Genomic DNA, 23,409 nt, shown 5'->3' with positions numbered 1-23,409 from the left:
AGGTTTTGTCTTATCTTTGACCCTATTATTCTTTTACATGGTCATCTACAAACAATTCTCGTTCGATTCTGCTCATTTTCTTCCCAACGTAAGTGAAAACCACAAATGTGGCAGAATGCATGGTCATACCTATACTCTAACAGTTTTTCTTGAAGGCGAAGTTGATCCGGATACTGGATGGCTTGTCGATTTTACAGATCTAAAGGACGCAGTGGATCCTCTGGTCAAGAGTCTGGACCATCGTCTTCTTAATGAGATTGAAGGTCTCGAAAATCCAACTAGCGAAAGATTGGCAGAATGGTTTTGGAAGCGCATCAAACCCTTGATGCCTCTGCTTTCCAAGATCGAGATTAGTGAAACACCTAGCTCGGGAGTCATTTATACAGGATAGTTGTCTCTCTTCGCTTATCTCATTCCCCAAGGTGATTTGAAGCATTTTTATATCGAATCAGGTAGATTACTTTTGCAGAGTACATCAGGTATTTATGCGTAATCTCTTCTTTATTGTCTTCTTGCTTTTTGCTTCCTTTCCCTATTCCAGCAAGGCTGATTCAGATTCTACACAAGTTAATTTTTCAACCTTTAAGAGAAATACCAGGCTTTCGGGACTGGTACAGTTCAGGTACACCTATTCGATGACTGACAGTGTTGATGTAAGCGGTAGAGCTTGTCTGGATAAAGGTGTTAATAACAGCTTTTCGCTTAAACGCGTGAGGGCGATGATCAGAACTGACATCAATGATCATTTCGACGCTAATATTATGGTGAACCTCGCTGACTTCTCAGGTAACCCCCAGTCCAAGGTTCTGGAGAATGCATTTATACGCTATCATTTTAATAAGAGCTTGAATGTGCAAATGGGCCAGTTCCGACCATTCTTTGGAGTGGAGGATATCTATCCTGCAGATGTAATTAAGTCCCTGGACTATTCCAATCAATATTATTTATTTAGCGCGAGTGGGTGGCAAGGATTTCAGGTAGGTGTTGCCATTTATGGCGAGATGAAAGCAGCCGGCATTCCCTTAAACTACTATCTAGGCGTTGCCAACGGTAACAATAGAAATCAGGCTATGGACAATGACAACGGTAAAAACTTCTATGCCAGGCTTGAGAGTGATATAAACAAAAGCCTAAAGCTCGGCATCAACGGTGCTTATGCTTCAGCTTTACAACAGGAGTTTAAGGCATTCGGCGTAGACATGACAATGACTGTACCTGTTTCAGACCGTTTTGTCCTTGATCTATCAGGAGAATACAAGCAGGGAGGGAACATTGCAGGCTATCAGCTTACAGAAAAATCTGTGAGAGGTTTAGCCAGCAAGTACCAGGACCGCGGCTTTTACTTGTTCCCAAACCTTCGGTACGAATACAAACATCCGCGACTTCGTTCTATAGAGCTATCATCCCGCTACGAATATCTTGATGAGAATTATAAGTTGAAGCAAAATCAACGACAGACATTAACTCCGATGTTGAGTCTCGAATTTACAGACGATTACTTTGCCCGGTTTCAAATGGGTTATATGATGGAAATGTTTGATCACGCTACAAGCTCGATTTCTCAGAAAAGATACAATATTGCTGTAGCGCAGATGCAGGTTAGATTTTAAACAGCAAGGCCCTCACTGATAGGTGAGGGCCTTGCTGTTTAAAAATTTGAAAGATTATATTAAACGAACGCTTCTTTTTACAAATTCCGTTAAGTCGGCACCGGTCAGGAGACCCTGAGACAGCATCGCCAAATCTACAGCCTGCTTTGCCAGGTTGATTTTCTCTTCCTCGCTCTCGCTGGCAATAATACGTCCTATAAGAGGATGATTCCCATTCACGGCCACTTTGTAGCTGTCCGGGAATGATCCGTAGAAGCCCATTCCACCACCCATTTGAGCCATGTCTTTCATTCTTCTCATAAACTCGTCCATGGAGACGTGAACTGGAAGTTCTTCAGGACTGATGCTTTCAACCTCCACTTTGTATGCAGGCTTTTGAATGGCTTTGTCGAAGATTTCTTTAACCTTTGTAACTTGTTCTTCGGTAAGAATGTGCGCCGGGCTATCGTCCTTTGCAATTAACTTGTCTGCGACGTCGGCATCTACACGTTTCAGAGACGTTTTTTCAAGTTTTTGCTCCAGTTGATTGATAAAGTGATTATCAATAGGAGAGTTCATTACCAAAACATCGTAGTCTTTTCGGTTGGCTGACTGGATATAAGAATCTTGCTTTGATGCATCATTTGTATACAAGTATACAAGCTTACCCTCCTTATCAGTTTGCAAAGGCTCGACTTTGGCTTTGTATTCATCGAGAGTGTAGTACTCATCCTTGGTATTCACCAAAAGAGCGAAGTCTTTAGCCTTCTCATAAAACTTTTCATCACTTACCATTCCGTACTTGATAAACAGACCGATGTCCTGCCACTTTTCTTCAAAAGCCTTGCGATCTTTTTTATAGAGGTCAGCTAATTTGTCAGCTACTTTCCGGGTGATGTAATTGTTGATCTTCTTAACATTACTGTCTGCTTGTAAGAAGCTTCTTGAAACGTTCAGAGGAATGTCTGGAGAATCGATAACACCATGAAGCAACATTAAAAATTCAGGAACAATGTCTTTTACTTCATCAGTTATAAACACCTGACGAGAGAACAGTTTGATTTTGTTGCGTTGGAAGTCGAAGTCATTTTTGACCTTCGGGAAGTATAAAACGCCTGTAAGATTAAAAGGGTAGTCAACGTTCAGGTGGATCCAAAACAGCGGATCTTCAGAGAACGGATACAACTCTTTGTAGAAGGCTAGATAATCCTCGTCTTTAAGATCAGAAGGTGCTTTCGTCCAAATCGGGTTTGGGTTGTTAATGATATTATCAACTTCTATAGAAGTATATTTCGGTTTGCCTTCTTCGTCTTCGCCATCTTCCTGACTTTCAGACCTTGTTCCGAACTTAATAGGAATGGGTAGAAAACGGCAATATTTGTCGAGAATCTGCTGCAGTTTGGACTTATCCAGGAATTCTTCAGATTCAGCGTTGATATGCAATATGATATCTGTACCTCTTGTGGTACGTGATCCCTCTGTTATTTCGAATTCAGTGCTACCATCGCATATCCAACGGGCCGGCTTGGCACCATCCTGATAGGATAAGGTTTCAATCTCCACGTTGTCCGCTACCATAAAGGCCGAATAAAAGCCTAAACCAAACTTTCCAATGAGCTCATTCGCGTCTTTTGCATCTTTGAATTTTTCAACGAACTCTGTTGCTCCGGAAAAGGCAATCTGATTGATGTATTTCTTGATTTCCTCAGCTGTCATTCCAATTCCGGGATCGGAAATGGTAAGGGTTTTCTTGTCTGGATCGAATGCTACTTCGACTTGTAAGTTTCCAAGTTCGCCCGTGAACTGGCCTAGTGAGGATAGACGTTTGATTTTTTGAGTTGCATCTACTGCATTAGACACGAGTTCCCTCAAGAAAATTTCATTGTCAGAATATAAGAACTTCTTGATAATAGGGAAGATGTTCTCGGTGTGGATGGATATTGTTCCTTTCTCTTGCATATGATTGAAAAATGTTAACGTTTCAAAATATGTAGATCAAGGCTTGTTCCAAATCTATATTGGTGACAATTTGACAGGGGAATACTTCTATTTCTTTTTTCCCGGACAATCTTTACACCTCTTACCTTTTTTATATTTTTTACAGCATTTCTTATAACAAGAGCATAAGAAGCAATGTCCAACCCCTTTGTTTAATTCCGGATCTGTCGGAATTTCCTTTCTCTCACTCATCAGATTGTCCATTGCAGTGGATTTAATAAAAAATCAATTATCAGCTAGAACGGAGTCTTTTAACTCTTCGGCAAGCTGTTTGGTAACCTCGATAATGTCATCGGCAACATGCGAGTTGTTTAATATAACTTTATGAGCAGTGTCTTTGTAGGGGAGAAGGTACGAATTATAAGCCGGAAGAACATGGTTTACCCACTGATACATAATCATATCGTGATCGTAGCCCCTTTCCTTAATGTCTCTCTTCAACCGTCTGTTCAAAGTAATCTCTTCGTCAGCATCCATGAAAATTTTCATGTCAAATAACGATGCAAGTTTTTTGAAATGAAATACAAAGAGACCTTCAACAATGATGATTGGAGCTGAATTTATTGTCAGCATTTTCGCCTTCTCGTTGTCGACATTAAATGTGTACTCTTTCTTTTGGATAGAATCTCCAAGTAGCAGAATAGATAAGTCATGGAGAAGCTTGTCTTCCTCAATACATTGAGGAAGGTCGAAGTTTACCCACCCGTTTTCGTCCCGGGGCTGTTCTTCAATAGGTCTGTAATAATCGTCTTGTGATATTAAACTGACCTGATCACTGCTGAAGTGATGTAGAAAACAATTTAAAAAGAATGTTTTACCAGACCCACTCCCTCCGGCTACTCCTATTACAAAAGGTCTATTCATTTGGAACTCCGTAGTCTATTGTTACTAAAAATCTTTTGTCTAGAACCCCCAGGAGGTCTGCTGTAGCTTGGGTAATGACAATTATGACATCTTTTGTAGTGGCATTTTCTGTGTATTTACCAACGACTTTCGCGAATGTCGTCTTGCCCGTCATCGGATTGCTAATGCGGACAACAGTTCCTACGGGAGCTGTTTTATGCAATGCAAGCATCTTAGTAGAATCCAGGTGCTCGTCAGAAATCCAGGTGGCAATTCCTTTTTCTGATCGTTCTTTCAGTCCGTACCGATTTACCGGCAAGTTTGGTATCACCCGGTCTGAATCGCTTTTTGCTGTATTAAGGATGGACTCAACAGGCGGTAAGGGTGCGCCCGCCCCCGGCTTTACTTTGATGATCTGGCCAACTGCGAGAGCATTGCTCTTTAATTTGTTAAGTTCTTTTATGGATTCTACGTGAGTATTAAATCGCTTTGCAATTGCGAATAGTGTCTCTTTAGGTCCAACTTTATAATCTACAAGCCCATCATCTTGCTGTTGTGTGCCTCCTGTTTGTGCGGGCTGAGGTCTGGAAACAATAAAGGGACGCTGGGTAGGTATTTTTACCAGAGATCCTGGCTGTAAAATGCCGGTTTTGTTAAAAGACTGGATTTCTTTAGCCGTAACGTTATATAGCCGACCTATAGAGTAGTATGATTCTTTGGATTTTACAGAGTGGATAATGACTAATCTGCCGTTGTTGTTCTCACTGCCGACGGAGTCCAACCGGCTGCTTGCAAATACACCGCATGATAGAAAAATGCAAACACTTGCTAAAATAAAACGCATTTATTTTCGGTATGTTAAAAATTAAAGGTTACAATTATACTAAATATGCCACAATTTCAGATTTATTATTCCTGATGCAGAATAGATGACTGTGCTCGATATAGAACGGTTCGGGATTAAGTTTTTGTATATCCTGTTCCAGTATTTCCTCGTGAACGTGATTTCCCATATGTTTGATGACGAGATATAAAGAGAATGAAGGGCCGTTCGCGACGTGAAAAGAATAAACATCTTTGTCCTTGTGAGCCAGGTGGAAAATCGGACCAACAATGGATTTATAATCCTCCAGGTCTTTCATGCGCTCTTGCGAGGATGTGGGCTCGGGGAAATACGCTACTCTGCCGAATGAGTTAAATTGTTGAATATTCTGTTTCGTAACTTGACCTGTTGCTGGGTCAAGCAGCTCAAATTGCTTTTGCTGTATGCTGGGGTTGTAAGCGATCAAGCCTTCATCCGCCACGCTTTCCAGCGCCTTGTTGAAGACCTGCCAGGCAATTTTGCCTGTGCGATCCAGGGCAATGATGCCTTTATGCTCAGGCGTTTTGTCATTGATATAACTGTGCAGGTAAACATACCCATGACATACGAAGTCCAGCCCCCAATTCCAGCCGTCGGACACGCTTATTTCAAAAAACAGAGTTTTTCCTCTATTAAAATCAAACGCAGAAAAGTATGTTGTTCGATCCTCTGGATTTCGGGTTTCAACGACGACTATATGTCCGGTAGGATCTGTTTCAACCTTCCAAATTATTCCTTTAAAGTTCGCCTTAAGGGTGGGTTTTAATGTATATTTAGTGGCCAAAAACATTTACAAAATTAGCAATTATGAACCGATCTGCGATTGTTGGTGTCATTTTATTGACTTTCACATTATTTTTTCCCGTCTGTCTTTTCAGCCAGTCTGCCAAAGTGTATGTTTTTGATCTGCATGACGAAATTGGTCCTCCTTCCTGGAGGCAAACAAAAAAGGCCTTTGATCACGCTAAGGAGCTTGATGCTTCTACCATCATCATTCGGATGAACACTTTCGGAGGTTTAGTTGATTATGCGGACTCGATCCGTTCGACAATTTTGAATTCGAGCATGAAAACCATTGTTTTTATTGATAATAATGCCGCATCTGCTGGTGCTCTTATTTCTATTGCTTGCGATAAGATCTACATGAAACCCGGTGCAAGTATCGGTGCGGCGAGTGTGGTCGACACTAAAGGCACGGTATTGCCAGAGAAGTATCAATCGTACATGCGGGGCCTCATGCGTGCAACAGCGGAGGCAAAGGGCAGAAATCCAAGAATTGCAGAAGCCTTTGTAGATCCTGATGTGGAAATTAAAGGTGTGAACTCCAAGGGCAAGGTTTTAACGTTAACGAGTAAAGAGGCTATAAAAGTGGGCTTTTGTGCGGGTGAGGTAACGAGTGTAGATCAGATATTTGCCGCGGAAGGTCTTGATCCCCAACAGCGTGTTGATCATCAGGTCTCCGTAATAGACCATATTATCGTTTTCCTGATCTCACCGGTTGTGAGTGGCTTCCTGATACTTTTGATTATTGGCGGAATTTACTTCGAAATGCAAACCCCGGGAATCGGGTTTGCCCTGTTGGTTTCTGTTGTAGCGGCTGCTTTGTTTTTTGCTCCACTATATCTGGAAGGGCTTGCAGCTCATTGGGAAATAGGGCTATTTTTAGTTGGCTTAGTGCTGTTAATGCTCGAAGTCTTTGTTATTCCTGGCTTTGGGGTCGCAGGGATACTGGGAATAATCTGCATCGTAGGAGGCTTGGCACTGAGCATGGTAATGAACGATTTTTTCGACTTCAATGTGACAGGTTCCGAGCAGCTTACGACCGCTGTATTGATTGTCTTGTTCTCGATGGTCGCCTCTATCGTAATCTGCGTGATCTTAGGTAAGTCGATCATGAAAACACCGGTGTTCAGACGACTCGTACTTGAAGATGAACAGAGGTCAGATCTGGGATATGTAAGTGGAAAACAACCTGACGATATCCTCCGAAAAGAGGGCTTTGCCAAAACAGACATGCGGCCATCCGGTAAGATTGAAATCGAAGGTCTCTGGTACGATGCCATAGCTCTTGATGGTTATCTGGAGAAGGGTACGCGTATCTATGTGGAAAAACAGGAGAATTACAATGTATTTGTCAGAAAGTTACTTTAGCTTAAACCTTCTGCCGATTCGATAGGTTGTAATAGAAAAAGTAATTATGAAAGCTGAACAAATCGGATTAAAAGACACAGACGTAAGACCAATAGTTGACGAATTGAATGATTACCTTGCGAATTATCATATTCACTATCAAAAGCTTAGAGGCGCTCATTGGAATGTCAAAGGAAAAAGCTTTTTCACTCTTCATGTTAAATTCGAAGAATTATATACGAACGCAGTCGCAACAATAGATGAACTCGCAGAACGGATACTTACTCTTGGTAAAGCCCCTTTGAGTACTTATCAGGACTATATCAACATCGCTTCTATAAAGGAAATAAATACCATTGGAGTAGAAGACGTAAAGCTTGTAGAAGCAATCCTGGATGACTTTACTGCTTTGATTGAAATAGAGAGAAAGCTCATGGAAGCGACAGCAGAAAGTGGTGACGATGGAACCAACGACATGATTAATCGCTTCATGCAATTCAAAGAAAAGAATACCTGGATGCTGAGAGCATTCTGCGGGAAAAGCTAAATTTTAAACAAAAAAAGAAGGCTTGAACTTATAAGTTCAAGCCTTCTTTTTTAAACCGTAACGTGAATATTAATTCTCTACTATAATATCTTGCGCAGATAAAGAGTACTTCTCTGTTAGTTGTTGAATGGTGTGTAGCACGCTTTCATATCTGTTTACCGTGTTTCTAACGGTCAGCTGTTGAATCAACTGGTTTGTGTTACGGTCTTTAAATAAGTAAGTCGTATAGATATTGTCATTAATCATACTAGACATAACACTTTTACTCGCTGTTTGTTTTCCTTACGTAGAAATTATTTAAGCAATTTCTATATTAACACTTCAGCAAACTAATTTTTACGTGCGTGGTTATTAATGAGCTCTAACTATGAAACAATTATTTTTCATTTCACATGAAACAGAAACCGCCGTTCAGGTGGGAGTAAGTAATGCAGGTATCCCGGCTATTGAGAAAGATCGCATTGCTGCAATGAATGCTTTCATAACCATCAATCATCAGAAGCCTATCATCCCGCTCTGGGATGATGACGACGAATTCGAAAATATTCTCGACACCTATACTTTCATCACGGTCGATGATGCTAACAAGAGCATCTACAATGATCCCACATTAGATCAATAACGTTATTTACGGAACGCTTGAGTCACAGCGTTTGCCATCAACTGTGCACCTGCTATCGACGGGTGTACTCCATCAGGAACCCAGTAAGACACAGGAGCAAGTTCGAGCGCCTTATCAAAAATCTGTTGGTAAGGAATAAAGGTCGCCTTAAACTCGTCAGCAATCTCCCGGGCTGCTTTGCGGTAGTCGTGGAACAACGGAAACCAGTCGGGTTTTACAGAAGTGCCATTTAAAGCAAATGGTTCTCCAATAATTAGTTGAACGTTTGGAAGCCTCTCTTTTGTCAGAGTTAACAATTTCTTATAGTCATTTCTGTACGTGTCAAGAGTGCCTTTATAGGTTCCATTCATCATGTGCCAGAAGTCATTCACTCCAATCAGGATGCTAAGTACATCTGGTTGAATGGCAAAGGTATCGTTCTCCCAGCGTTCAGCGAGCTGATAAACTTTGTTGCCGCTGATACCTCTATTATAAATTTTCAGGCCTTTTTCAGGATTAGATTGCATCAGATTGGCGGAGGCAAGAAATGCATAGCCAGATCCCAGACCGGGGGCACTATTCGCCGCCAAATCACTCTTTGTTCGTTTTGCGTCGGTAATCGAATCGCCTTGAAACAGCACGACAGCATTAGATTTTAAAATCGTTCTTTTTTGCCTCGCTTCAGGCATTGATGCAAGTACTAAATCAGGAAGGGTTAAACTGGCGAGTCCTGCTACAGCGACTTTTTTTATAAATGATCGTCTTTCAAATTTTTTAATATCCATAATTCAGGCTAGGTTGTTAGTAGTCGAAGATAATTTGTTTCCACCATTATCAGGAAAAGTGCTCCACAAGCGCATCGAATGTTGAAAAATGTAAGTCATAACGCTCAGCTACTGCGAATCCATAGCTGACGAAAACAAACGGAATACCTGCTTTTTCACTTTCGACCCGGTCTATGTCGGTATCCCCAACATAGATTGGGTTCTCAAGCTTGTGTTTGTTTATCAGAAGCTTGATATTATGGTTTTTGGGCTTTAGGTTTTCGCCATAGGCCATCTCATCAATTATATAGTCAGTGATACCCGCCCGATTCATGAACAAAGGGATTATGCCTTTGGGACAATTACTTACGATGAAAAGCTTATACCGGGTTGAAAGAAGTTTGATGCCGTCTTTTACTCCCGGATACATAGTCCCACCTCCTGATATAATCAGCTCACGGCGACGTTCGTTAACAGCATTTGCCACTTGTTCTCTGATGGCATCGGTATGTTCTGGTAAAAAAGTCTCCAGAACAGTTTTGCCACTTACCCCCATCATGGGTTTAAGGTCTTCAGCTGTTAAGACCACATCAATTCCGGTAGCAGCCAGGCCGCCATTCCAGGCTTGAAGATACAATTCGGTAGGGTCCCAGAGCGTACCATCCATGTCGAAAATAATACTATCGTATTTCATGGGGCGCAAAATAGTAATTACAGCGTAAAAGATTCTGCTTTTTCCGGAATTATAACATTATAGCCCTTCTCACAAAGATCCTCCTGGAGACTGCGCATGCTTTGATTTTCGCCGTGGACGAGGAAAACAGACTTAATATGGTCCCTGCTCTGAGAGGTGACAAAATGAACAAGGTCCGAATGATCAGCATGTCCACTGAAGACATCTGTCTGCTTGATTTTTGCATAAACAGCTAGCTCACGGTCACGTAAATGAACAAACTGGTCGCCCCTAAGTAGACGGTGCCCCAGAGTTCCTTTCGAACTATAGCCTATAAATAGGATTGTGCAGTAGTAGTTCTGTAGATTGTGATAGAGATGATCTTGAATTCTTCCACCTTCAAGCATACCAGCCGAAGATACAATGATGCAGGGTTCCAGATAATTGGATAGCGATTTGCTCTCCTTCATGTTCTGGACATAATGGAGGTTGTCAAATTCAAACTCATCACCATTGTTGTCATAAAACGATCTGGCTTCATCGTTGAGCAATTTATGGTGCTTTCGGTAAATTTCAGTCGCATAATTCGCCAGGGGGCTATCCACGAATATCTTCACAGGAGGGAGGAGCCCACTTGAAAATATTTTGTTGAGCGCATATACGAGCGCCTGCGTACGTCCTATGCTGAATGCCGGAATAATAAGTCTGCCCGGAGTTTTAATACACGTGTCCTCAATCGTCTCGACGAGTATCTGTTCTACTGACTTTTCTTTGCTGTGATAGCGTCCTCCATATGTAGATTCGCACACGAGGTAATCAACTTGAGGAAGTGCTTGCGGGTCGACTATGACCGGATAATTTTTTCTGCCCAAATCACCTGAAAAAGCAATAGATTTCTGCTTTCCTTCGTCGTTTACTCTCAATATAACGGAAGCGGCACCAAGAAGATGTCCTGATGGAATCAACTCTACTTCGATGTTGCCGTTTAATTTGAACGGTGTGTTAAAGCTGATAGTCACAAACTGTCCTACTGTGTCCATCACATGCTTCTGCAAATACAAAGGGCGTGGTCCCGAGTTTCCCCTGGACCGGCGACCTTTCTTTTTCGTTTTGGCCAGGAAGAGATTGACGGAATCAAGCAGCAATAACTCAGCTAGATCTGCGGTGGGCGATGTACATAGTATTTGGCCTTCGAAACCCATTCGAAGCAATGTAGGTAAGTTGCCAGAATGGTCAATGTGTGCATGAGTTAAGATAACTACGTCAATGTCATTGGGTCTGAAAGGAAAGATTTCATTTTCTTCCTGTCTGGTTGACTTTTCATAATCGAGACCGCAATCTATGAGTATTCTGTATTTTCCAACTTCTAGCAAATGCATGCTCCCGGTCACCTGTTTCGCAGCGCCCCATATCGTTAATTTCATCTTAGCTTCTATAGTACCAGCTTAGCCGGTATGATAATTATACGTTCGCAGGTCAGGCCTCGAACTGGAGATTGCTCAGGTATTTATATAGCCCGTTCTCATTTTGGAGCAGCTCCGTGTGAGAACCGCTTTCCACAACCTTTCCCTTTTCCAGAACCAAAATAGTGTCGGCCTCGCGTATAGTCGAAAGGCGGTGAGCAATGATGATAGATGTTCGGTTTTTCATAAGAACCTCAAGTGCTTCCTGCACCAGGCGTTCTGATTCCGAGTCGAGAGAAGACGTTGCTTCGTCAAGAATCAATATCGCCGGATCTTTGAGTAGCGCGCGGGCAATGGCTATACGTTGCCTTTGGCCTCCCGAAAGTTTTATCCCCCGCTCGCCAACCAAGGTATCGTAGCCTTCTGGCAGACTCATAATGAAGTTGTGGGCATTTGCCTGTTTGGCAGCCGCGATCATTTCAGCCTCTGAAGCAGAAAGCTTACCATACGCAATATTTTCCCGGATAGATCCACCAAAAAGCAAAACATCTTGAGGAACAATCGCAATCTGATTCCGGATATCAGTCAAGGGATATAAGCCTGAAGGCTTCTCATCAAAAAGGATTTCACCTCCGCTCGGCTCATAAAAGCGAAGGATGAGAGAAGCAATTGTGGATTTTCCAGCGCCGCTCGGTCCAACAAGAGCAATTCTTTGACCTGCTTTAGCTTTAAAAGACACATCCGTTAGCACGGTTACATCTTGCCTGGAGGAATACGAGAACTGAACGTTCTTAAAGGTCAGATCTCCTCTTAGCGTAGATTTACTAATATTATCGGCAGGGTTGATAGACACCGGCTCATTCTTCTCATTCAGAATCTCTATGATTCGCTCGGTTGCCCCGAATGCTTTCTGCACATTTGCGTACAGTTCAGGAAATGTGCCCATTGCCGCACCCACAAACATGGAATATATGATATACGTTGTGAGGCTACCAACGGTGATACTGCCATCTGAAACCAGGAGAGAACCGTACCAGATTACGGCTACTATAGCACCAAAGAGACAGAAGATTATAAAAGAAGCAAAACCACCTCTTAGTGTTGCTCCCTTAAGCGCGATCTTTACAACTTCTTTGAGACTTCTATCATAGCGATTAGCTTCATAGGCCTCATTAGCAAACGCTTTTACGGAACTGATGCCGTGAAGTGTTTCTTCAACAACGATGTTTGAATCTGCCAGACGATCCTGAGCCTGACGGGAAATTTTTCGGATTTTCTTACCAAAGATGACCGCTGACAAAACCAGAATTGGCAGAATAGCCAGATTAAACAGAGTCAATTTCGGAGACACGATGATGAGAAAGGTAATTCCTCCAACCAGGAGGATGAGCTGACGCACCATTTCGGCGAGGGTGGTAGTAATGGTGTCCTGTATCTGAGATAAGTCGGCAGACAAGCGACTGTTTAACTCTCCAACTCTCCTGTTTGCAAAGAAGTCCATCGGGAGAGTGATGAGTTTAAAGTACGTATTGCGCCTTATATCCGCGATTGTTTTTTCTGCGACTTCAACAAAGAGACGTATCCTGAAGAAGGATACGAACGACTGAAAAAACAGTATGATGAAAGAAAGTATACCGATGGCATTGATGCTATTTGGAATATACCATCTGGTCGGTTCTCCTTTCGCGACATCAATCATAGCCCCCAACAAAGCTGGAAAGGCAAGGCCCGTCAAGCTTGACAATAGTAGAAATGCTAGTCCTACGATGAATTTCCATCTATATGGCCTTAAATACGTCAGGAGACCTGATGCGGTTTTGATGGTTTGTTTGTTAATCTTGGCCTTGTTAAGCTCCTGTTCGGGGCTTGTGCCACTATTAAATCTATTTCGAGCCATTTAGTTTATTTAGTGCTTAAAAAAGCATGCAAAAATACATTATTATCAAAAAAAGGGCACATAAAACAATCACTCATACGTCATATTTGCCCTTGAGAGACTATGTCAGGCTAGGAGTGAAATTCCACAGTGACGATGTCGTTCAAATAAAGTCCGAGAAGCTGACTTGCATTGCCCTTGTTCATTGCAATTTCAAGATGGTTGCTGATGCCGAAGAGACATAACTTTTCTCCTTCCGGCACCTCATTATAATGCCAGCTTAGGTGCGTTATAGTTTCACCTCGCTTGAAATTGAGCGTGAATTTCCTGTTTCCCTGAACCTTAGTGAACAGGTCTTTTGAGATATTGGTTATGACATTCTGAAAGGAGTCGATGTATATCACACTTCCCCGGATAATATCTTTGTCGATAACCGGGCTGAGGTTAACCTTTTGTTTGAGCCTTTCTACCGGGATGCCAATCTCGCCCAAAGGAATACCTGAGGCGATACTGCAGCAAGCTTTTGCAAAGATGTCAGTAAGCGGGAAATGTAGGAATTTTAGGTCTTGAATGATGCTGATCTCCACTGTCTCGGAAGGCTCATCTTCAAATATCAGGGAAAAAACGCCGTTGTCTGATCCCACAAAATAGTGATCCCTGTATCTTACTGCCAGGTAGCGGACGTCTTCGCTGTAAACGCAATCGATGCCGATAAGATGAACAGTTCCTTTTGGGAAATAATGAAAAGAGTTTTTTAAAACGAAAGCTGCCTGCGGAATGTTAAATGCTGCAATACTATGAGTAATGTCAACAATATTTACATTTGGCAGAAGACTAAGGATGCTTCCTTTTAGAGCAGCCTGGTAAAAATCTTTGTCGCCGAGATCGGTTGTTAAAGTAATTACAGCCATTTAAAAATGTAAATATTTATTGTTATTCTTGTGATATAACGTAAGAGTGCAAATATTGAATTTTAATCGCACATACCTGCCAGTAAACTTTAAAAAAAGGATAACTTGAACGAATTAAAGATAGATCTTGAGAGTATTAATCCCCTTGTTATCTGGGGACCGAACAATGATTATCTGGAGCTGATAAAGAAACAATTTCCTAAGGTAAAGATGGTTGCACGTGGTTCAGAGTTGAAGGTGTTGGGAGATGAAGCGGAACTTTTATCCTTTCAGACCCGATTTCAAAAATTATATAATCATGTAGAAAAGTTTAACAGTCTTAGCCCAAATGACCTGGAAAGTCTGCTTGGAGCAAGACTCCCTGCCGATTCGGAGACATCGCCTGACAAAGGTGGCAACGGATCCGATCCGATCGTTTTCGGGCCAAATGGCATTGTTGTGAAAGCGCGTACGGCCAATCAAAGGCGGATGGTCGATAGTATCGTCAAAAACGATATCCTTTTCGCTATCGGTCCTGCAGGTACCGGAAAAACCTATACGGCAGTTGCTTTGGCTGTTAGGGCATTAAAAAATAAAGAGATTAAACGTATCATTTTGACGCGCCCTGCTGTTGAAGCTGGCGAAAATCTGGGTTTTCTACCAGGTGATATGAAGGAGAAAATCGATCCGTATCTGCGTCCGCTTTACGATGCTCTGGACGACATGATACCTCCGGAAAAACTTAAACATTACCTTGAGAATCGCACAATTGAAATTGCACCTCTTGCCTTCATGAGAGGGAGAACTCTTGATAACTGTTTCGTTATTCTGGATGAAGCACAGAATGCGACAGATATGCAGCTGAAGATGTTTCTCACGCGGATGGGGCCTACTGCTAAGTTTATAGTCACTGGTGACGTAACGCAAGTCGATCTACCAAAGAAGCAACAGTCCGGTTTATATACCGCATTGCGCATCTTGACAGATATCAAAGGAATTGAAATTATCTACCTCAATGGTGATGACGTAGTACGTCATAAGTTGGTTAGAAGAATTCTTGAAGCATACGGCGATATTCAATAATATAGCTCTTTAAGCGATTATTATGACAATATTTAATAATTTTGGGCTTAAACATTAAGAATACTTATTAAAACTTGATTCATTAGCCAAATGACTGCTATCAAAGAAACTCACTTTAATTTCCCCGGACAAACGAAATTTTATAAAGGAAAAGTTCGCGATGTCTATACAATTGGAGATCACTATTTAGTGATGATTGTGAGTGATAGGATATCTGCGTTCGATGTCATTCTGCCGGAGCCTATTCCTTATAAGGGGCAGGTTTTGAATCAAATTGCAGCCAAATTCCTGAATGCTACCCAGGATATCGTACCTAACTGGGTAGTTGATATTCCTGATCCTAACGTTACAATAGGAAAAATATGTGAGCCCTTCAAAGTGGAGATGGTCATCAGGGGGTACTTAGCAGGCCATGCTTGGAGAGAGTACCAGGCGGGGCGTCGTGTATTGTGCGGAGTGTCTTTACCTGAAGGTCTAAATGAGAATGATAAGCTTCCTGCGCCTATTATTACGCCTACAACAAAGGCTTCCGTTGGGCACGATGAAGACATTTCCCGTGAAGATATTCTCGAAAAAGGCATTGTATCTGAGAAAGATTATTTGACTTTAGAGCAGTACACACGTCAGCTCTTTCAGAGAGGTACGGATATGGCAGCAGAAAGAGGGCTCATATTGGTTGATACAAAGTACGAATTCGGTAAGGCAGCTGATGGGAAAATCTATCTCATCGATGAAATTCATACCCCTGATTCTTCCCGGTACTTCTACAAGGAATCGTATGCGCAATTACAAAAGGAAGCGCAACCGCAGAAGCAGTTGTCTAAGGAGTTTTTAAGACAATGGCTTATCGAGAATGGCTTTCAGGGAAAAGAGGGTCAGCAAATCCCATATATGTCTTCAGAGCTTGTGAATTCAATATCCGAAAGGTATATAGAATTATATGAGCATATCACGGGAGAAGCATTCAGGAAGTCAGAGACTTTAAATATAGACGATCGAATCAGGGTCAATGTGGAAGAAAGCTTGAAACGATTAAGTTAATACAAATAGTACGTTATTTCTAACCATTAAAATGATGAAATATACAGTAGACAAGCACGAGAAGTATGTACTTATCAAACTCGAGGAAACAAAGCTCAATTCGCTGATATCTCCGAAGCTCAAGTCTGAAATGATTCTGATCAATTCAGAAGGGATACGGAATATCATTCTGGATTTATCTGGCGTGTTGTATTCGGATTCGTCGGGACTTAGCAGCTTGCTTGTTGGTCACAGGCTATGCAAGAACTCAGCCGGTAGCTTTATAATATCAGGCCTGAGCGAGAACGTAGAGCGCTTGGTTAACATTTCGCAACTTCAGAACGTGTTAAGTATCACTAAGTCAGTCGAAGAAGCGATAGACTTGCTATTCATGGAAGAAATTGAGAGAGATTTGAACAGGGCCGAGGAGTAAGGAATCAGATGAGGTTTGACGTAACCATTCTGGGAAGTAGCTCTGCAACTCCCATTTTTAACAGAAATCCTAGTGCGCAGGTATTAAATATTAATGAGCGCCTGTTCCTTATAGACTGCGGTGAGGGAACCCAGCAACAACTACTGAAGAACGGTATCAAGGCTCAGCGGATAAATCATATATTTATCAGTCACCTTCATGGTGATCACTATCTGGGTCTGGTTGGACTTTTGTCTTCACTTCATTTGTATGGCCGTACCCGGCCCATGAACATATTTGGCCCGCCGGAGCTAAAAGAAATTTTAGATATACAGTTCAAGTACTCTCAAACAGCTATCAGGTATCCCATTGAGTTTCGCGCCACCCAGGCTGATCGCAATGAGCTCATTTATGAGAATCCCGATGTTCGCGTGGAAACATTTCCTCTGGAACACCGGATTCCCTGCACTGGATTTCGCTTCAACGAAAAGAAACGACTTCCGAAAATCATAAAGGAGAAGGTGGAAGAGTTGAATATACCGGTAGAAATGATTCCATTGATCAAGAGGGGCATCGATTTTACAGACAAGAATGGTGTGATTCATTCAGCCGGCAACCTGACTCAGGAGGCAGAGCCACCGCGGTCGTATGCATACTGTTCAGACACCATCTGTAACTGGAAATACATCGATCAGATCCAGGGAGTCAGCACACTTTACCATGAGTCCACATTTATGGATGATATGGCAGATAGAGCAGCGGAAACGTTCCATACTACATCTCTTCAAGCTGCTCAGATCGCTGAAAGGGCAGGGGCAGGGCAATTGCTGCTAGGACATTTCTCGGCAAGATACCGGGAGCTTGAGCCAATTCAGGACGAAGCCCGGACTGTTTTCACAAATTCAAAGCTGGCATTAGAAGGTCACACCTTCACTGTGTAACCCTCCCTTATCCTAATCTTTTTTTCCTCCGAAAACAGAAAAGCTAACATATCTTTTTGGATGAGCTTTCAGGTCGATCATTAAATTGTCAAGGTTCTTGGCTGCATTATTCAGGTTGTTATACAAGCTGTCATCATTTACCAACTTGCCAATTGATCCCTGGCCGTTGTTTACCTTATTGATCGCAAGCTGCAGATCAGCAACTGCTTTGTCGGCATTTTTAATCGTCTGCTCAAAATTGGACCTGGCTACCTGATCCGTAATGTTCTCGAGATTGGTCATTATCCCGGTAACTTTTGCATTGTTGTTTTTAAAATTCGCGGAGATTGACTCCAAATTCGCGAAAATGTCAGTCAATCGGTTGCTTTGAGCGCCAACCATACCATCAACTTTCTGGGTCGTCGATTCCAGAGTCCGGAGAATGTTGGCGATGCTTGCAAAGCTTCTGTTGAAGTTCTGCTGAAATTCCGGGTTAATAGTATTATTCAGAGATGTTAGGATAGAATCTAATCTTCCAACCATGGCTTCTGCCTTTTCCTGAACCGGCTTTACCTGCTGCATCAAATTCTGCTGAACATTGGCCTGAAGAGTATCACCGTTCTGAGCGTATTGCTTGCTGTTACCGATGTCGAACACGATAGCTTTTCCACCCAGTAAACTTGTACTTTCCAGCCGGGCTAGTGTGTTAATCGGAATTTGGTAATCGGGGTTTATCTTCAGTTGTGCTACAATCTTTCCTGACTCAACCAGAGATAGTTTCGATACGCGCCCAATTTGATAACCATTTACGAAGACTGGATTCGACACGACAAGCCCTTCAACATTGTCGTAAGAGGCATAGAATTCTTGTTCGCTGGAAAATACGTCATTTCCCTTGAGAAAGCTGTAACCAATAACCAGGACAGCTATAGCAACTGTAGCAAGGATCCCAACTTTTGTTTCGTTAGTAATCTTCATAAAGATTCGGTAATGTTCGTTTAATTAAGTTCCACCTGCTTCTTGTAGGCTTGAATTGCTTTTAACAAACAAGACACAATTTCGTTTTGACCATTTTCTGAGGTCATGTACTCTTCCTCTTGTGGGTTACTTATAAAACCGATCTCCGTTAGAATGGCTGGCATGCCTGCCTTTGCCAAAACAGCAAGACTCTGTTCCTTTACACCGCGGTTTACACGGCCTGCAGCTTTATATTCATCCTGCACCAGCGTAGCCAACCGTATGCTTTGATCCCGGTATGAATTCTTTAGCAGTGAGAAGATGATAAAGCTCTCAGGATCATTTGGATCATATCCGTCATAATTGTCTTTGTAATCCTTTTCAAGAAGGATTGATGCATTTTCTCTGATGGCGGTGTTTTGCTCTCCCAATCGATTAAAACCAGAGACAAAAGTTTCTACACCCTTCGTCGCTGTTCTGTTCTTCATATTGAAAGGCATAGAATTACAGTGTATGGAAATGAATATATCTGCTTTAATCCGGTTCGCCAGACCTATTCGTTCGTAGAGTGGAATGAAAACGTCTTCTTCACGGGTATATACCACCTTGACATCACCTTCACTTTCTGATATGGCTTTGCCCAAACGCAAAGCTACCTGTAAGGCCACGTCCTTTTCTTTAGCGAAAAGACCTCTTGTAGCACCATCTCTGCCACCGTGCCCGGCATCAATTACGATGGTCTTTATACGATAAGGAGCTTTTTGAGAGTTATAGTCGAATGAAACGAGAGGAAATGCCAGAAGCAAAAGGAGCAAAGCGTAAATCGATCTCTTCAATGGTAATATTTTCATTAATTTTGGAGTTGTAGAAATATATTTGCAAAAGTACAATTCATTGTCAGATTTAAAATTCGTCAGAAGCCTTTTTGTGAGAAACATATACATTCTCTTTTTACTACTGTTTAGTCTGAGGCTAAGCGCTCAGCAGGCTGTAAGCCAGCCCCGATCAACCAGCCCCGATACAATAACTGCTGCAAGACGTGATTCTGTCAGACCCGACTCTATTCAAACGGATAGTACGCGTAAAAATTCTGCGAGCGGCCTTAATTCCGAGATACAGTACACTGCCGAAGATTCCATAAACTATAGTATCGACGGAAATATAATCTATTTATACGGCAAGGGACGCATAGCATATGAAGATTTGGAGCTCGACGCTGACTATATCCAGATCGATCAGAAGAATAAGATGCTTTTCGCGAAGGGAGCGAATGACAAGTATAATGTCTATCGCGGACGCCCTATATTCAAGCAGGGCGCTGATAACCCGGTTACAACAGACTCGTTGTTCTTTAATTTTGAAACAAAAAAAGGAAAGCTGTTCGGTACCGCCACTTCTATGGATGGGGGGTTTATACAAGCACGTCAATCCAAAAAAAATCAGTACAACGAGGTTTCGTTGAAGCATGGCATTTATAGTACCTGTAACCTTCCTGAGCCGCACACTCACTTTGGTATTCATATCACGAAAGGATTGGTAACGGATAAACAGGTGATTAGCGGCCCTGCGTACCTGGAAATCGAGCATATTCCCATTCCGATAGGACTGCCTTTTGGATTCTTCCCGAAAATGAATAAGAGAGCTTCAGGATTTCGATTCCCAAGTTTCGGAGAGGACGCAAACCGCGGATTCTACATGCAGGGTATCGGATGGTATCTGGGGATAAATGACTATTGGGATGCTGATATACTCGGCACCATATACAGTAAGGGTTCCTGGGACATTAACACAGCGGCGAGATACAAGGTCAACTACAAATATAGTGGAAGTGTTAACCTGAGCTTTTCTTCCATTAGGAGCCCTAATGCTATAGAGGGGACTGCAGGAAACACAGCTTCCAAACAGTTCAACGTGCAGTGGTCTCATTCGCAGGATCAATCTGCTAATCCGGGGACAACCCTTAGTGCCAACGTGAATTTTGGTACAAGCTCATACTTCCAACAAACAGCAGCTTCCGGAACATATGATTATAATTCCATCATTCGGAACAGCATGTCCTCCAGTATTGCCTATGGGAGAACCTTTTTTGACGGACTCTTCAACTTTACTTCTGCACTTAGACACTCACAAGATATTAGCGCGAAGACGGTAAGTCTGACCCTGCCGTCATTTAACCTCAGTATGACCACCATCAATCCTTTTGATAAGAAGGATCGGGTTGGGGATCAAAAGTGGTATCAACGCATTGCAGTAGGTTACCAACTTGAGGGATCAAATACTTTCAACGGCCAGGAGAAGGGCTTGTTCCAGAAAGAAAATTTGCAAAAGTTTCAGAACGGATTGCAACACAATATACCTGTCAGTCTCTCCATGAATGTGCTCAGGTATCTTCAGTTTAACACAGGGGTAAATTATTCTGAAAGATGGAGCTTCCAAACCATCAGTAAACAATTGGTCGCCGATTCTACAGTCCGGACCGACACAATTCCAGGGTTTGCCAGGAACTATAATTACAGCCTTAACGGTGGGTTTTCTACTAAGATTTATGGTATGAAGACCTTCAAGAAGGGAAATCTCCTCGCATTGAGACATGTGATGACGCCTTCTGTAAACTTTAACTATACCCCTGATTTCAGTGATCCTCGTTTCGGTTTCTACCGGCAGATCGCCACAAACGGCTTCCGGATGGATGATTCCGTCAGAAGAGTGAGTCGTTACTCCCGCTTTGAAGGGACTATGTATGGAGGCCCGGGTATGGGTAAAAGCGCATCAATCGGTTTCTCAATCGACAATAACATCGAAGCGAAGGTCAAATCGAAAAGTGACACCAGTAATGCCGTTGAGAAGATTCCGATTATTCAGGGTCTGACGTTCTCGGGTAATTACAACTTTGCGGCCGATTCACTGAACCTGTCTACGATTTCTTTTGGCGGTAGGACGGCGTTCTTCAAGCAGAAGATTGGAGTAAATTTTTCCGGAACTTTTGATCCTTATCAGGTCATCACCGAAAACGGAAGATCGTACCCCATCAGAGTAAATAAGTTCATGATCGAAAAAGGTAAACTCGCCCGCTTGAGTAGCTTCTCCCTCTCTACCGACTTTAGCTTTAACTCTTCCGCACTTAGAAAGAGAAACGAAGAACTACGTGAGCGCCAGGATGATCCGAACATCACGCCTTCACAACAACAAGACATTCGCAACATACTGAACAACCCGAACTATTACGTAGATTTTACCGTCCCATGGAACTTCAGTGCGGCATATAGCTTCAACTATTCCAACAATGGTGTCGAATCAACTATCACCAATACGCTGAATTTCAATGGCGACTTAAGCGTCACTCCCAAGTGGAAGGTCGTATTCAATTCCGGTTATGATTTTCAGCAAAAAGAGATCAGCTTAACCCGCTTCAGTATAAACCGTGACCTGCATTGCTGGGACATGGCATTCGGATGGACACCTTTCGGAAGGTACAAGAGCTACAGCTTTGATATACGTGTCAGAGCGTCGATTCTTCAGGACCTGAAGTTGAGAAGAAGAAGTGCTCTACCATTAAACTATTAAGCATGTTAGCAGAAATTATTACCATCGGAGACGAAATTCTGATCGGCCAGATTGTAGACACGAACTCTGCCTGGATCGCCAGAATATTAAACGATAACGGTGTTCAGATCAAGCAGGTCACTTCGGTATCCGACAATAAGGAACATATTCTTGAAGCCCTCGAAGCGGCTTCTCGGAGAGCAGATTTGATTATTATCACAGGAGGACTCGGACCTACAAAAGACGATATTACCAAGAAGACGCTTGCTGAATATTTTGGCGTCGGGTTCAGGAGAGATGCAGACGCCCTGGATAATGTGAAGCGAATTTTCGCGAAGTCTAACCGACCCCTGCTCGCCATTAACGAACAGCAAGCTGACGTTCCCGAAAACGCTCTTGTCCTGCAAAATCAGAATGGAACGGCTCCTGGCATGTGGTTCAACGCGGGAAAGCAGGTCTATGTATCTCTTCCGGGTGTACCATTTGAGATGATGTATCTCATCGAAGAGGAAGTCCTTCCCAAAGTTCGCGAGCATTTTGAGCTTTCTGCTATTGTTCACCATACCATCCTGACAGCAGGACTGGGGGAGTCTTTTTTAGCAGAGGCCATTGCGGATATAGAAGACGCTCTTCCCGCGCATATCCATCTGGCTTACTTGCCGAAATTAGGTCAGGTACGTCTGAGACTAAGCGCCTATGGAGCAGATAAGGATGCTCTTGCTTCCGAAGTGCAGGAGCATGTTTTAAAGATTATTTCCCGTATTCCCGAGTATGTAATTATAAGCGAAGACATACCCCTTGAAGTCGCTGCTCTGAATCTGCTTCAGCAGAAGAATCTGAAATTAACAGTTGCAGAAAGCTGCTCAGGAGGTTACCTGTCTCATCTTTTTACCCAGCACAGTGGCGCGAGCAATGTCTTCCTTGGAGGTGCGGTAACGTACTCGAATGATCTAAAACAAAAGGTATTAAATGTTCAGGAATCCACCCTGATGAACCACGGTGCCGTAAGTGAAGAAACAGTTATTGAAATGGCTGCCGGGGCAAATAAAAATTTCGGATCTGATTATGCTATTGCGATAAGCGGAGTGGCAGGCCCGGGTGGTGGCACCGATGAGAAGCCTGTTGGTACCGTGTGGGTTGCGGTCGCCGGTAAGAAGAAAACCATCACGCATAAGTACTCGTTTTCGGGTCGCAGAACGCAGAACATTGAGCGTTCAGCGATTAATTCCATCGTACTACTTCTTAAATTAGTGAGGGAAGAACACGCTTATTGCTAAAAAGGTTTAATTTTGCAGCTA

The 23,409-nt window shown here is 42.6% G+C and carries 22 protein-coding genes; 11 read left to right on the top strand and 11 right to left on the bottom strand.

Annotated elements, in window-relative coordinates; translation table 11 throughout:
- Positions 1 to 16: 16 nt before the first annotated feature.
- Both queD and ACO1NU_RS00585 read left to right on the top strand, forming a co-directional pair.
- A complete protein-coding gene (gene queD / locus ACO1NU_RS00590; protein WP_448816498.1) occupies positions 17 to 391 on the top strand; it encodes a 6-carboxytetrahydropterin synthase QueD in 375 nt (124 codons plus the stop codon).
- 94 nt (positions 392 to 485) lie between these two features.
- Complete coding sequence (locus ACO1NU_RS00585; protein WP_448816497.1) at positions 486 to 1,610, top strand: porin; 1,125 nt, start codon at positions 486 to 488, stop codon at positions 1,608 to 1,610.
- Between the two features lie 54 nt (positions 1,611 to 1,664).
- On the opposite strand, the gene htpG is transcribed toward ACO1NU_RS00585, so the two are convergent.
- From htpG to ACO1NU_RS00565, 4 genes are all read right to left on the bottom strand, one after another.
- A complete protein-coding gene (gene htpG / locus ACO1NU_RS00580; protein WP_448816496.1) occupies positions 1,665 to 3,548 on the bottom strand; it encodes a molecular chaperone HtpG in 1,884 nt (627 codons plus the stop codon).
- Between the two features lie 264 nt (positions 3,549 to 3,812).
- A complete protein-coding gene (locus ACO1NU_RS00575) occupies positions 3,813 to 4,451 on the bottom strand; it encodes a uridine kinase family protein (protein WP_448816495.1) in 639 nt (212 codons plus the stop codon).
- Positions 4,444 to 5,274: a LysM peptidoglycan-binding domain-containing protein gene (locus ACO1NU_RS00570; RefSeq protein WP_448816494.1), complete on the bottom strand. Its 831-nt coding sequence runs from the start codon at positions 5,272 to 5,274 to the stop codon at positions 4,444 to 4,446. Before ACO1NU_RS00570 ends, ACO1NU_RS00575 begins: the two co-directional genes overlap by 8 nt.
- Positions 5,275 to 5,308: 34 nt before the next feature.
- Positions 5,309 to 6,076 (bottom strand): DUF4905 domain-containing protein, encoded by a 768-nt coding sequence (locus tag ACO1NU_RS00565; protein WP_448816493.1) that lies wholly within the window; start codon positions 6,074 to 6,076, stop codon positions 5,309 to 5,311.
- A gap of 23 nt (positions 6,077 to 6,099) precedes the next feature.
- Here ACO1NU_RS00565 and ACO1NU_RS00560 point away from each other — a divergent pair, with 23 nt between their 5' ends.
- The 3 genes from ACO1NU_RS00560 to ACO1NU_RS00550 all read left to right on the top strand — a co-directional run bounded on the left by ACO1NU_RS00560 (position 6,100) and on the right by ACO1NU_RS00550 (position 8,591).
- Positions 6,100 to 7,443, top strand: a complete 1,344-nt coding sequence (locus ACO1NU_RS00560; RefSeq protein ID WP_448816492.1) for an NfeD family protein — start codon at positions 6,100 to 6,102, stop codon at positions 7,441 to 7,443.
- A 46-nt stretch (positions 7,444 to 7,489) separates the two neighbouring features.
- On the top strand, positions 7,490 to 7,969 hold the full coding sequence (locus ACO1NU_RS00555) for a Dps family protein (RefSeq protein WP_448816491.1): 480 nt from the start codon (positions 7,490 to 7,492) through the stop codon (positions 7,967 to 7,969).
- Positions 7,970 to 8,336: 367 nt separating this feature from the next.
- Complete coding sequence (locus tag ACO1NU_RS00550; RefSeq protein ID WP_448816490.1) at positions 8,337 to 8,591, top strand: hypothetical protein; 255 nt, start codon at positions 8,337 to 8,339, stop codon at positions 8,589 to 8,591.
- A 2-nt stretch (positions 8,592 to 8,593) separates the two neighbouring features.
- Here the strand turns inward: ACO1NU_RS00550 and ACO1NU_RS00545 are convergent, their stop codons facing one another.
- From ACO1NU_RS00545 to ACO1NU_RS00525, 5 genes are all read right to left on the bottom strand, one after another.
- Entirely contained in the window at positions 8,594 to 9,355 is a 762-nt protein-coding gene (locus ACO1NU_RS00545) for an SGNH/GDSL hydrolase family protein (RefSeq protein WP_448816489.1), read from the bottom strand.
- A 49-nt stretch (positions 9,356 to 9,404) separates the two neighbouring features.
- Positions 9,405 to 10,028 carry an HAD family hydrolase gene (locus tag ACO1NU_RS00540; RefSeq protein WP_448816488.1) on the bottom strand — a complete coding sequence of 208 codons (624 nt, stop codon included), beginning with the start codon at positions 10,026 to 10,028 and terminating at the stop codon, positions 9,405 to 9,407.
- A 17-nt stretch (positions 10,029 to 10,045) separates the two neighbouring features.
- Positions 10,046 to 11,431, bottom strand: a complete 1,386-nt coding sequence (locus ACO1NU_RS00535; RefSeq protein WP_448816487.1) for an MBL fold metallo-hydrolase RNA specificity domain-containing protein — start codon at positions 11,429 to 11,431, stop codon at positions 10,046 to 10,048.
- Positions 11,432 to 11,483: 52 nt separating this feature from the next.
- On the bottom strand, positions 11,484 to 13,307 hold the full coding sequence (locus ACO1NU_RS00530) for an ABC transporter ATP-binding protein (RefSeq protein ID WP_448816486.1): 1,824 nt from the start codon (positions 13,305 to 13,307) through the stop codon (positions 11,484 to 11,486).
- Between the two features lie 110 nt (positions 13,308 to 13,417).
- Positions 13,418 to 14,197, bottom strand: a complete 780-nt coding sequence (locus ACO1NU_RS00525; RefSeq protein ID WP_448816485.1) for an SAM hydrolase/SAM-dependent halogenase family protein — start codon at positions 14,195 to 14,197, stop codon at positions 13,418 to 13,420.
- A 105-nt stretch (positions 14,198 to 14,302) separates the two neighbouring features.
- Between ACO1NU_RS00525 and ACO1NU_RS00520 the strand changes: the two genes are divergently transcribed.
- The 4 genes from ACO1NU_RS00520 to ACO1NU_RS00505 all read left to right on the top strand — a co-directional run bounded on the left by ACO1NU_RS00520 (position 14,303) and on the right by ACO1NU_RS00505 (position 17,632).
- Positions 14,303 to 15,259 carry a PhoH family protein gene (locus ACO1NU_RS00520; RefSeq protein ID WP_448816484.1) on the top strand — a complete coding sequence of 319 codons (957 nt, stop codon included), beginning with the start codon at positions 14,303 to 14,305 and terminating at the stop codon, positions 15,257 to 15,259.
- 90 nt (positions 15,260 to 15,349) lie between these two features.
- Positions 15,350 to 16,300 carry a phosphoribosylaminoimidazolesuccinocarboxamide synthase gene (locus tag ACO1NU_RS00515; protein WP_448816483.1) on the top strand — a complete coding sequence of 317 codons (951 nt, stop codon included), beginning with the start codon at positions 15,350 to 15,352 and terminating at the stop codon, positions 16,298 to 16,300.
- 31 nt (positions 16,301 to 16,331) lie between these two features.
- Positions 16,332 to 16,712 carry an anti-sigma factor antagonist gene (locus ACO1NU_RS00510; protein ID WP_448816482.1) on the top strand — a complete coding sequence of 127 codons (381 nt, stop codon included), beginning with the start codon at positions 16,332 to 16,334 and terminating at the stop codon, positions 16,710 to 16,712.
- A gap of 8 nt (positions 16,713 to 16,720) precedes the next feature.
- Positions 16,721 to 17,632, top strand: coding sequence for a ribonuclease Z (locus tag ACO1NU_RS00505; RefSeq protein WP_448816481.1), 912 nt, complete (start codon positions 16,721 to 16,723; stop codon positions 17,630 to 17,632).
- Positions 17,633 to 17,644: 12 nt separating this feature from the next.
- Here ACO1NU_RS00505 and ACO1NU_RS00500 read toward each other — a convergent pair whose 3' ends face one another.
- Positions 17,645 to 18,589 carry an MlaD family protein gene (locus ACO1NU_RS00500; RefSeq protein WP_448816480.1) on the bottom strand — a complete coding sequence of 315 codons (945 nt, stop codon included), beginning with the start codon at positions 18,587 to 18,589 and terminating at the stop codon, positions 17,645 to 17,647.
- A gap of 20 nt (positions 18,590 to 18,609) precedes the next feature.
- Positions 18,610 to 19,419, bottom strand: a complete 810-nt coding sequence (locus ACO1NU_RS00495) for an N-acetylmuramoyl-L-alanine amidase family protein (RefSeq protein WP_448816479.1) — start codon at positions 19,417 to 19,419, stop codon at positions 18,610 to 18,612.
- Positions 19,420 to 19,495: 76 nt separating this feature from the next.
- Between ACO1NU_RS00495 and ACO1NU_RS00490 the strand changes: the two genes are divergently transcribed.
- Positions 19,496 to 22,132 (top strand): putative LPS assembly protein LptD, encoded by a 2,637-nt coding sequence (locus ACO1NU_RS00490; RefSeq protein WP_448816478.1) that lies wholly within the window; start codon positions 19,496 to 19,498, stop codon positions 22,130 to 22,132.
- A gap of 2 nt (positions 22,133 to 22,134) precedes the next feature.
- Complete coding sequence (locus ACO1NU_RS00485) at positions 22,135 to 23,388, top strand: competence/damage-inducible protein A (protein ID WP_448816477.1); 1,254 nt, start codon at positions 22,135 to 22,137, stop codon at positions 23,386 to 23,388.
- Positions 23,389 to 23,409 lie beyond the last annotated feature (21 nt).

It is taken from the genome of Arcticibacter sp. (genome assembly GCF_053551015.1).
Note: the sequence above shows the minus strand (reverse complement) of the source record. Positions and strands in the feature narration are given on the sequence as shown.

Bases quoted from the DNA above. Each gene is read 5' to 3' on its own strand.
- ACO1NU_RS00485 (WP_448816477.1), top strand. From the start codon at position 22,135: ATGTTAGCAGAAATTATTACCATCGGAGACGAAATTCTGATCGGCCAG.
- ACO1NU_RS00575 (WP_448816495.1), bottom strand. From the start codon at position 4,451: ATGAATAGACCTTTTGTAATAGGAGTAGCCGGAGGGAGTGGGTCTGGT.
- ACO1NU_RS00585 (WP_448816497.1), top strand. From the start codon at position 486: ATGCGTAATCTCTTCTTTATTGTCTTCTTGCTTTTTGCTTCCTTTCCC.
- ACO1NU_RS00495 (WP_448816479.1), bottom strand. From the start codon at position 19,419: ATGAAAATATTACCATTGAAGAGATCGATTTACGCTTTGCTCCTTTTG.
- ACO1NU_RS00560 (WP_448816492.1), top strand. From the start codon at position 6,100: ATGAACCGATCTGCGATTGTTGGTGTCATTTTATTGACTTTCACATTA.
- ACO1NU_RS00540 (WP_448816488.1), bottom strand. From the start codon at position 10,028: ATGAAATACGATAGTATTATTTTCGACATGGATGGTACGCTCTGGGAC.
- ACO1NU_RS00500 (WP_448816480.1), bottom strand. From the start codon at position 18,589: ATGAAGATTACTAACGAAACAAAAGTTGGGATCCTTGCTACAGTTGCT.
- ACO1NU_RS00545 (WP_448816489.1), bottom strand. From the start codon at position 9,355: ATGGATATTAAAAAATTTGAAAGACGATCATTTATAAAAAAAGTCGCT.
- ACO1NU_RS00555 (WP_448816491.1), top strand. From the start codon at position 7,490: ATGAAAGCTGAACAAATCGGATTAAAAGACACAGACGTAAGACCAATA.
- ACO1NU_RS00570 (WP_448816494.1), bottom strand. From the start codon at position 5,274: ATGCGTTTTATTTTAGCAAGTGTTTGCATTTTTCTATCATGCGGTGTA.
- ACO1NU_RS00505 (WP_448816481.1), top strand. From the start codon at position 16,721: ATGAGGTTTGACGTAACCATTCTGGGAAGTAGCTCTGCAACTCCCATT.
- ACO1NU_RS00515 (WP_448816483.1), top strand. From the start codon at position 15,350: ATGACTGCTATCAAAGAAACTCACTTTAATTTCCCCGGACAAACGAAA.
- ACO1NU_RS00510 (WP_448816482.1), top strand. From the start codon at position 16,332: ATGATGAAATATACAGTAGACAAGCACGAGAAGTATGTACTTATCAAA.
- ACO1NU_RS00535 (WP_448816487.1), bottom strand. From the start codon at position 11,431: ATGAAATTAACGATATGGGGCGCTGCGAAACAGGTGACCGGGAGCATG.
- ACO1NU_RS00525 (WP_448816485.1), bottom strand. From the start codon at position 14,197: ATGGCTGTAATTACTTTAACAACCGATCTCGGCGACAAAGATTTTTAC.
- htpG (WP_448816496.1), bottom strand. From the start codon at position 3,548: ATGCAAGAGAAAGGAACAATATCCATCCACACCGAGAACATCTTCCCT.
- ACO1NU_RS00530 (WP_448816486.1), bottom strand. From the start codon at position 13,307: ATGGCTCGAAATAGATTTAATAGTGGCACAAGCCCCGAACAGGAGCTT.
- ACO1NU_RS00550 (WP_448816490.1), top strand. From the start codon at position 8,337: ATGAAACAATTATTTTTCATTTCACATGAAACAGAAACCGCCGTTCAG.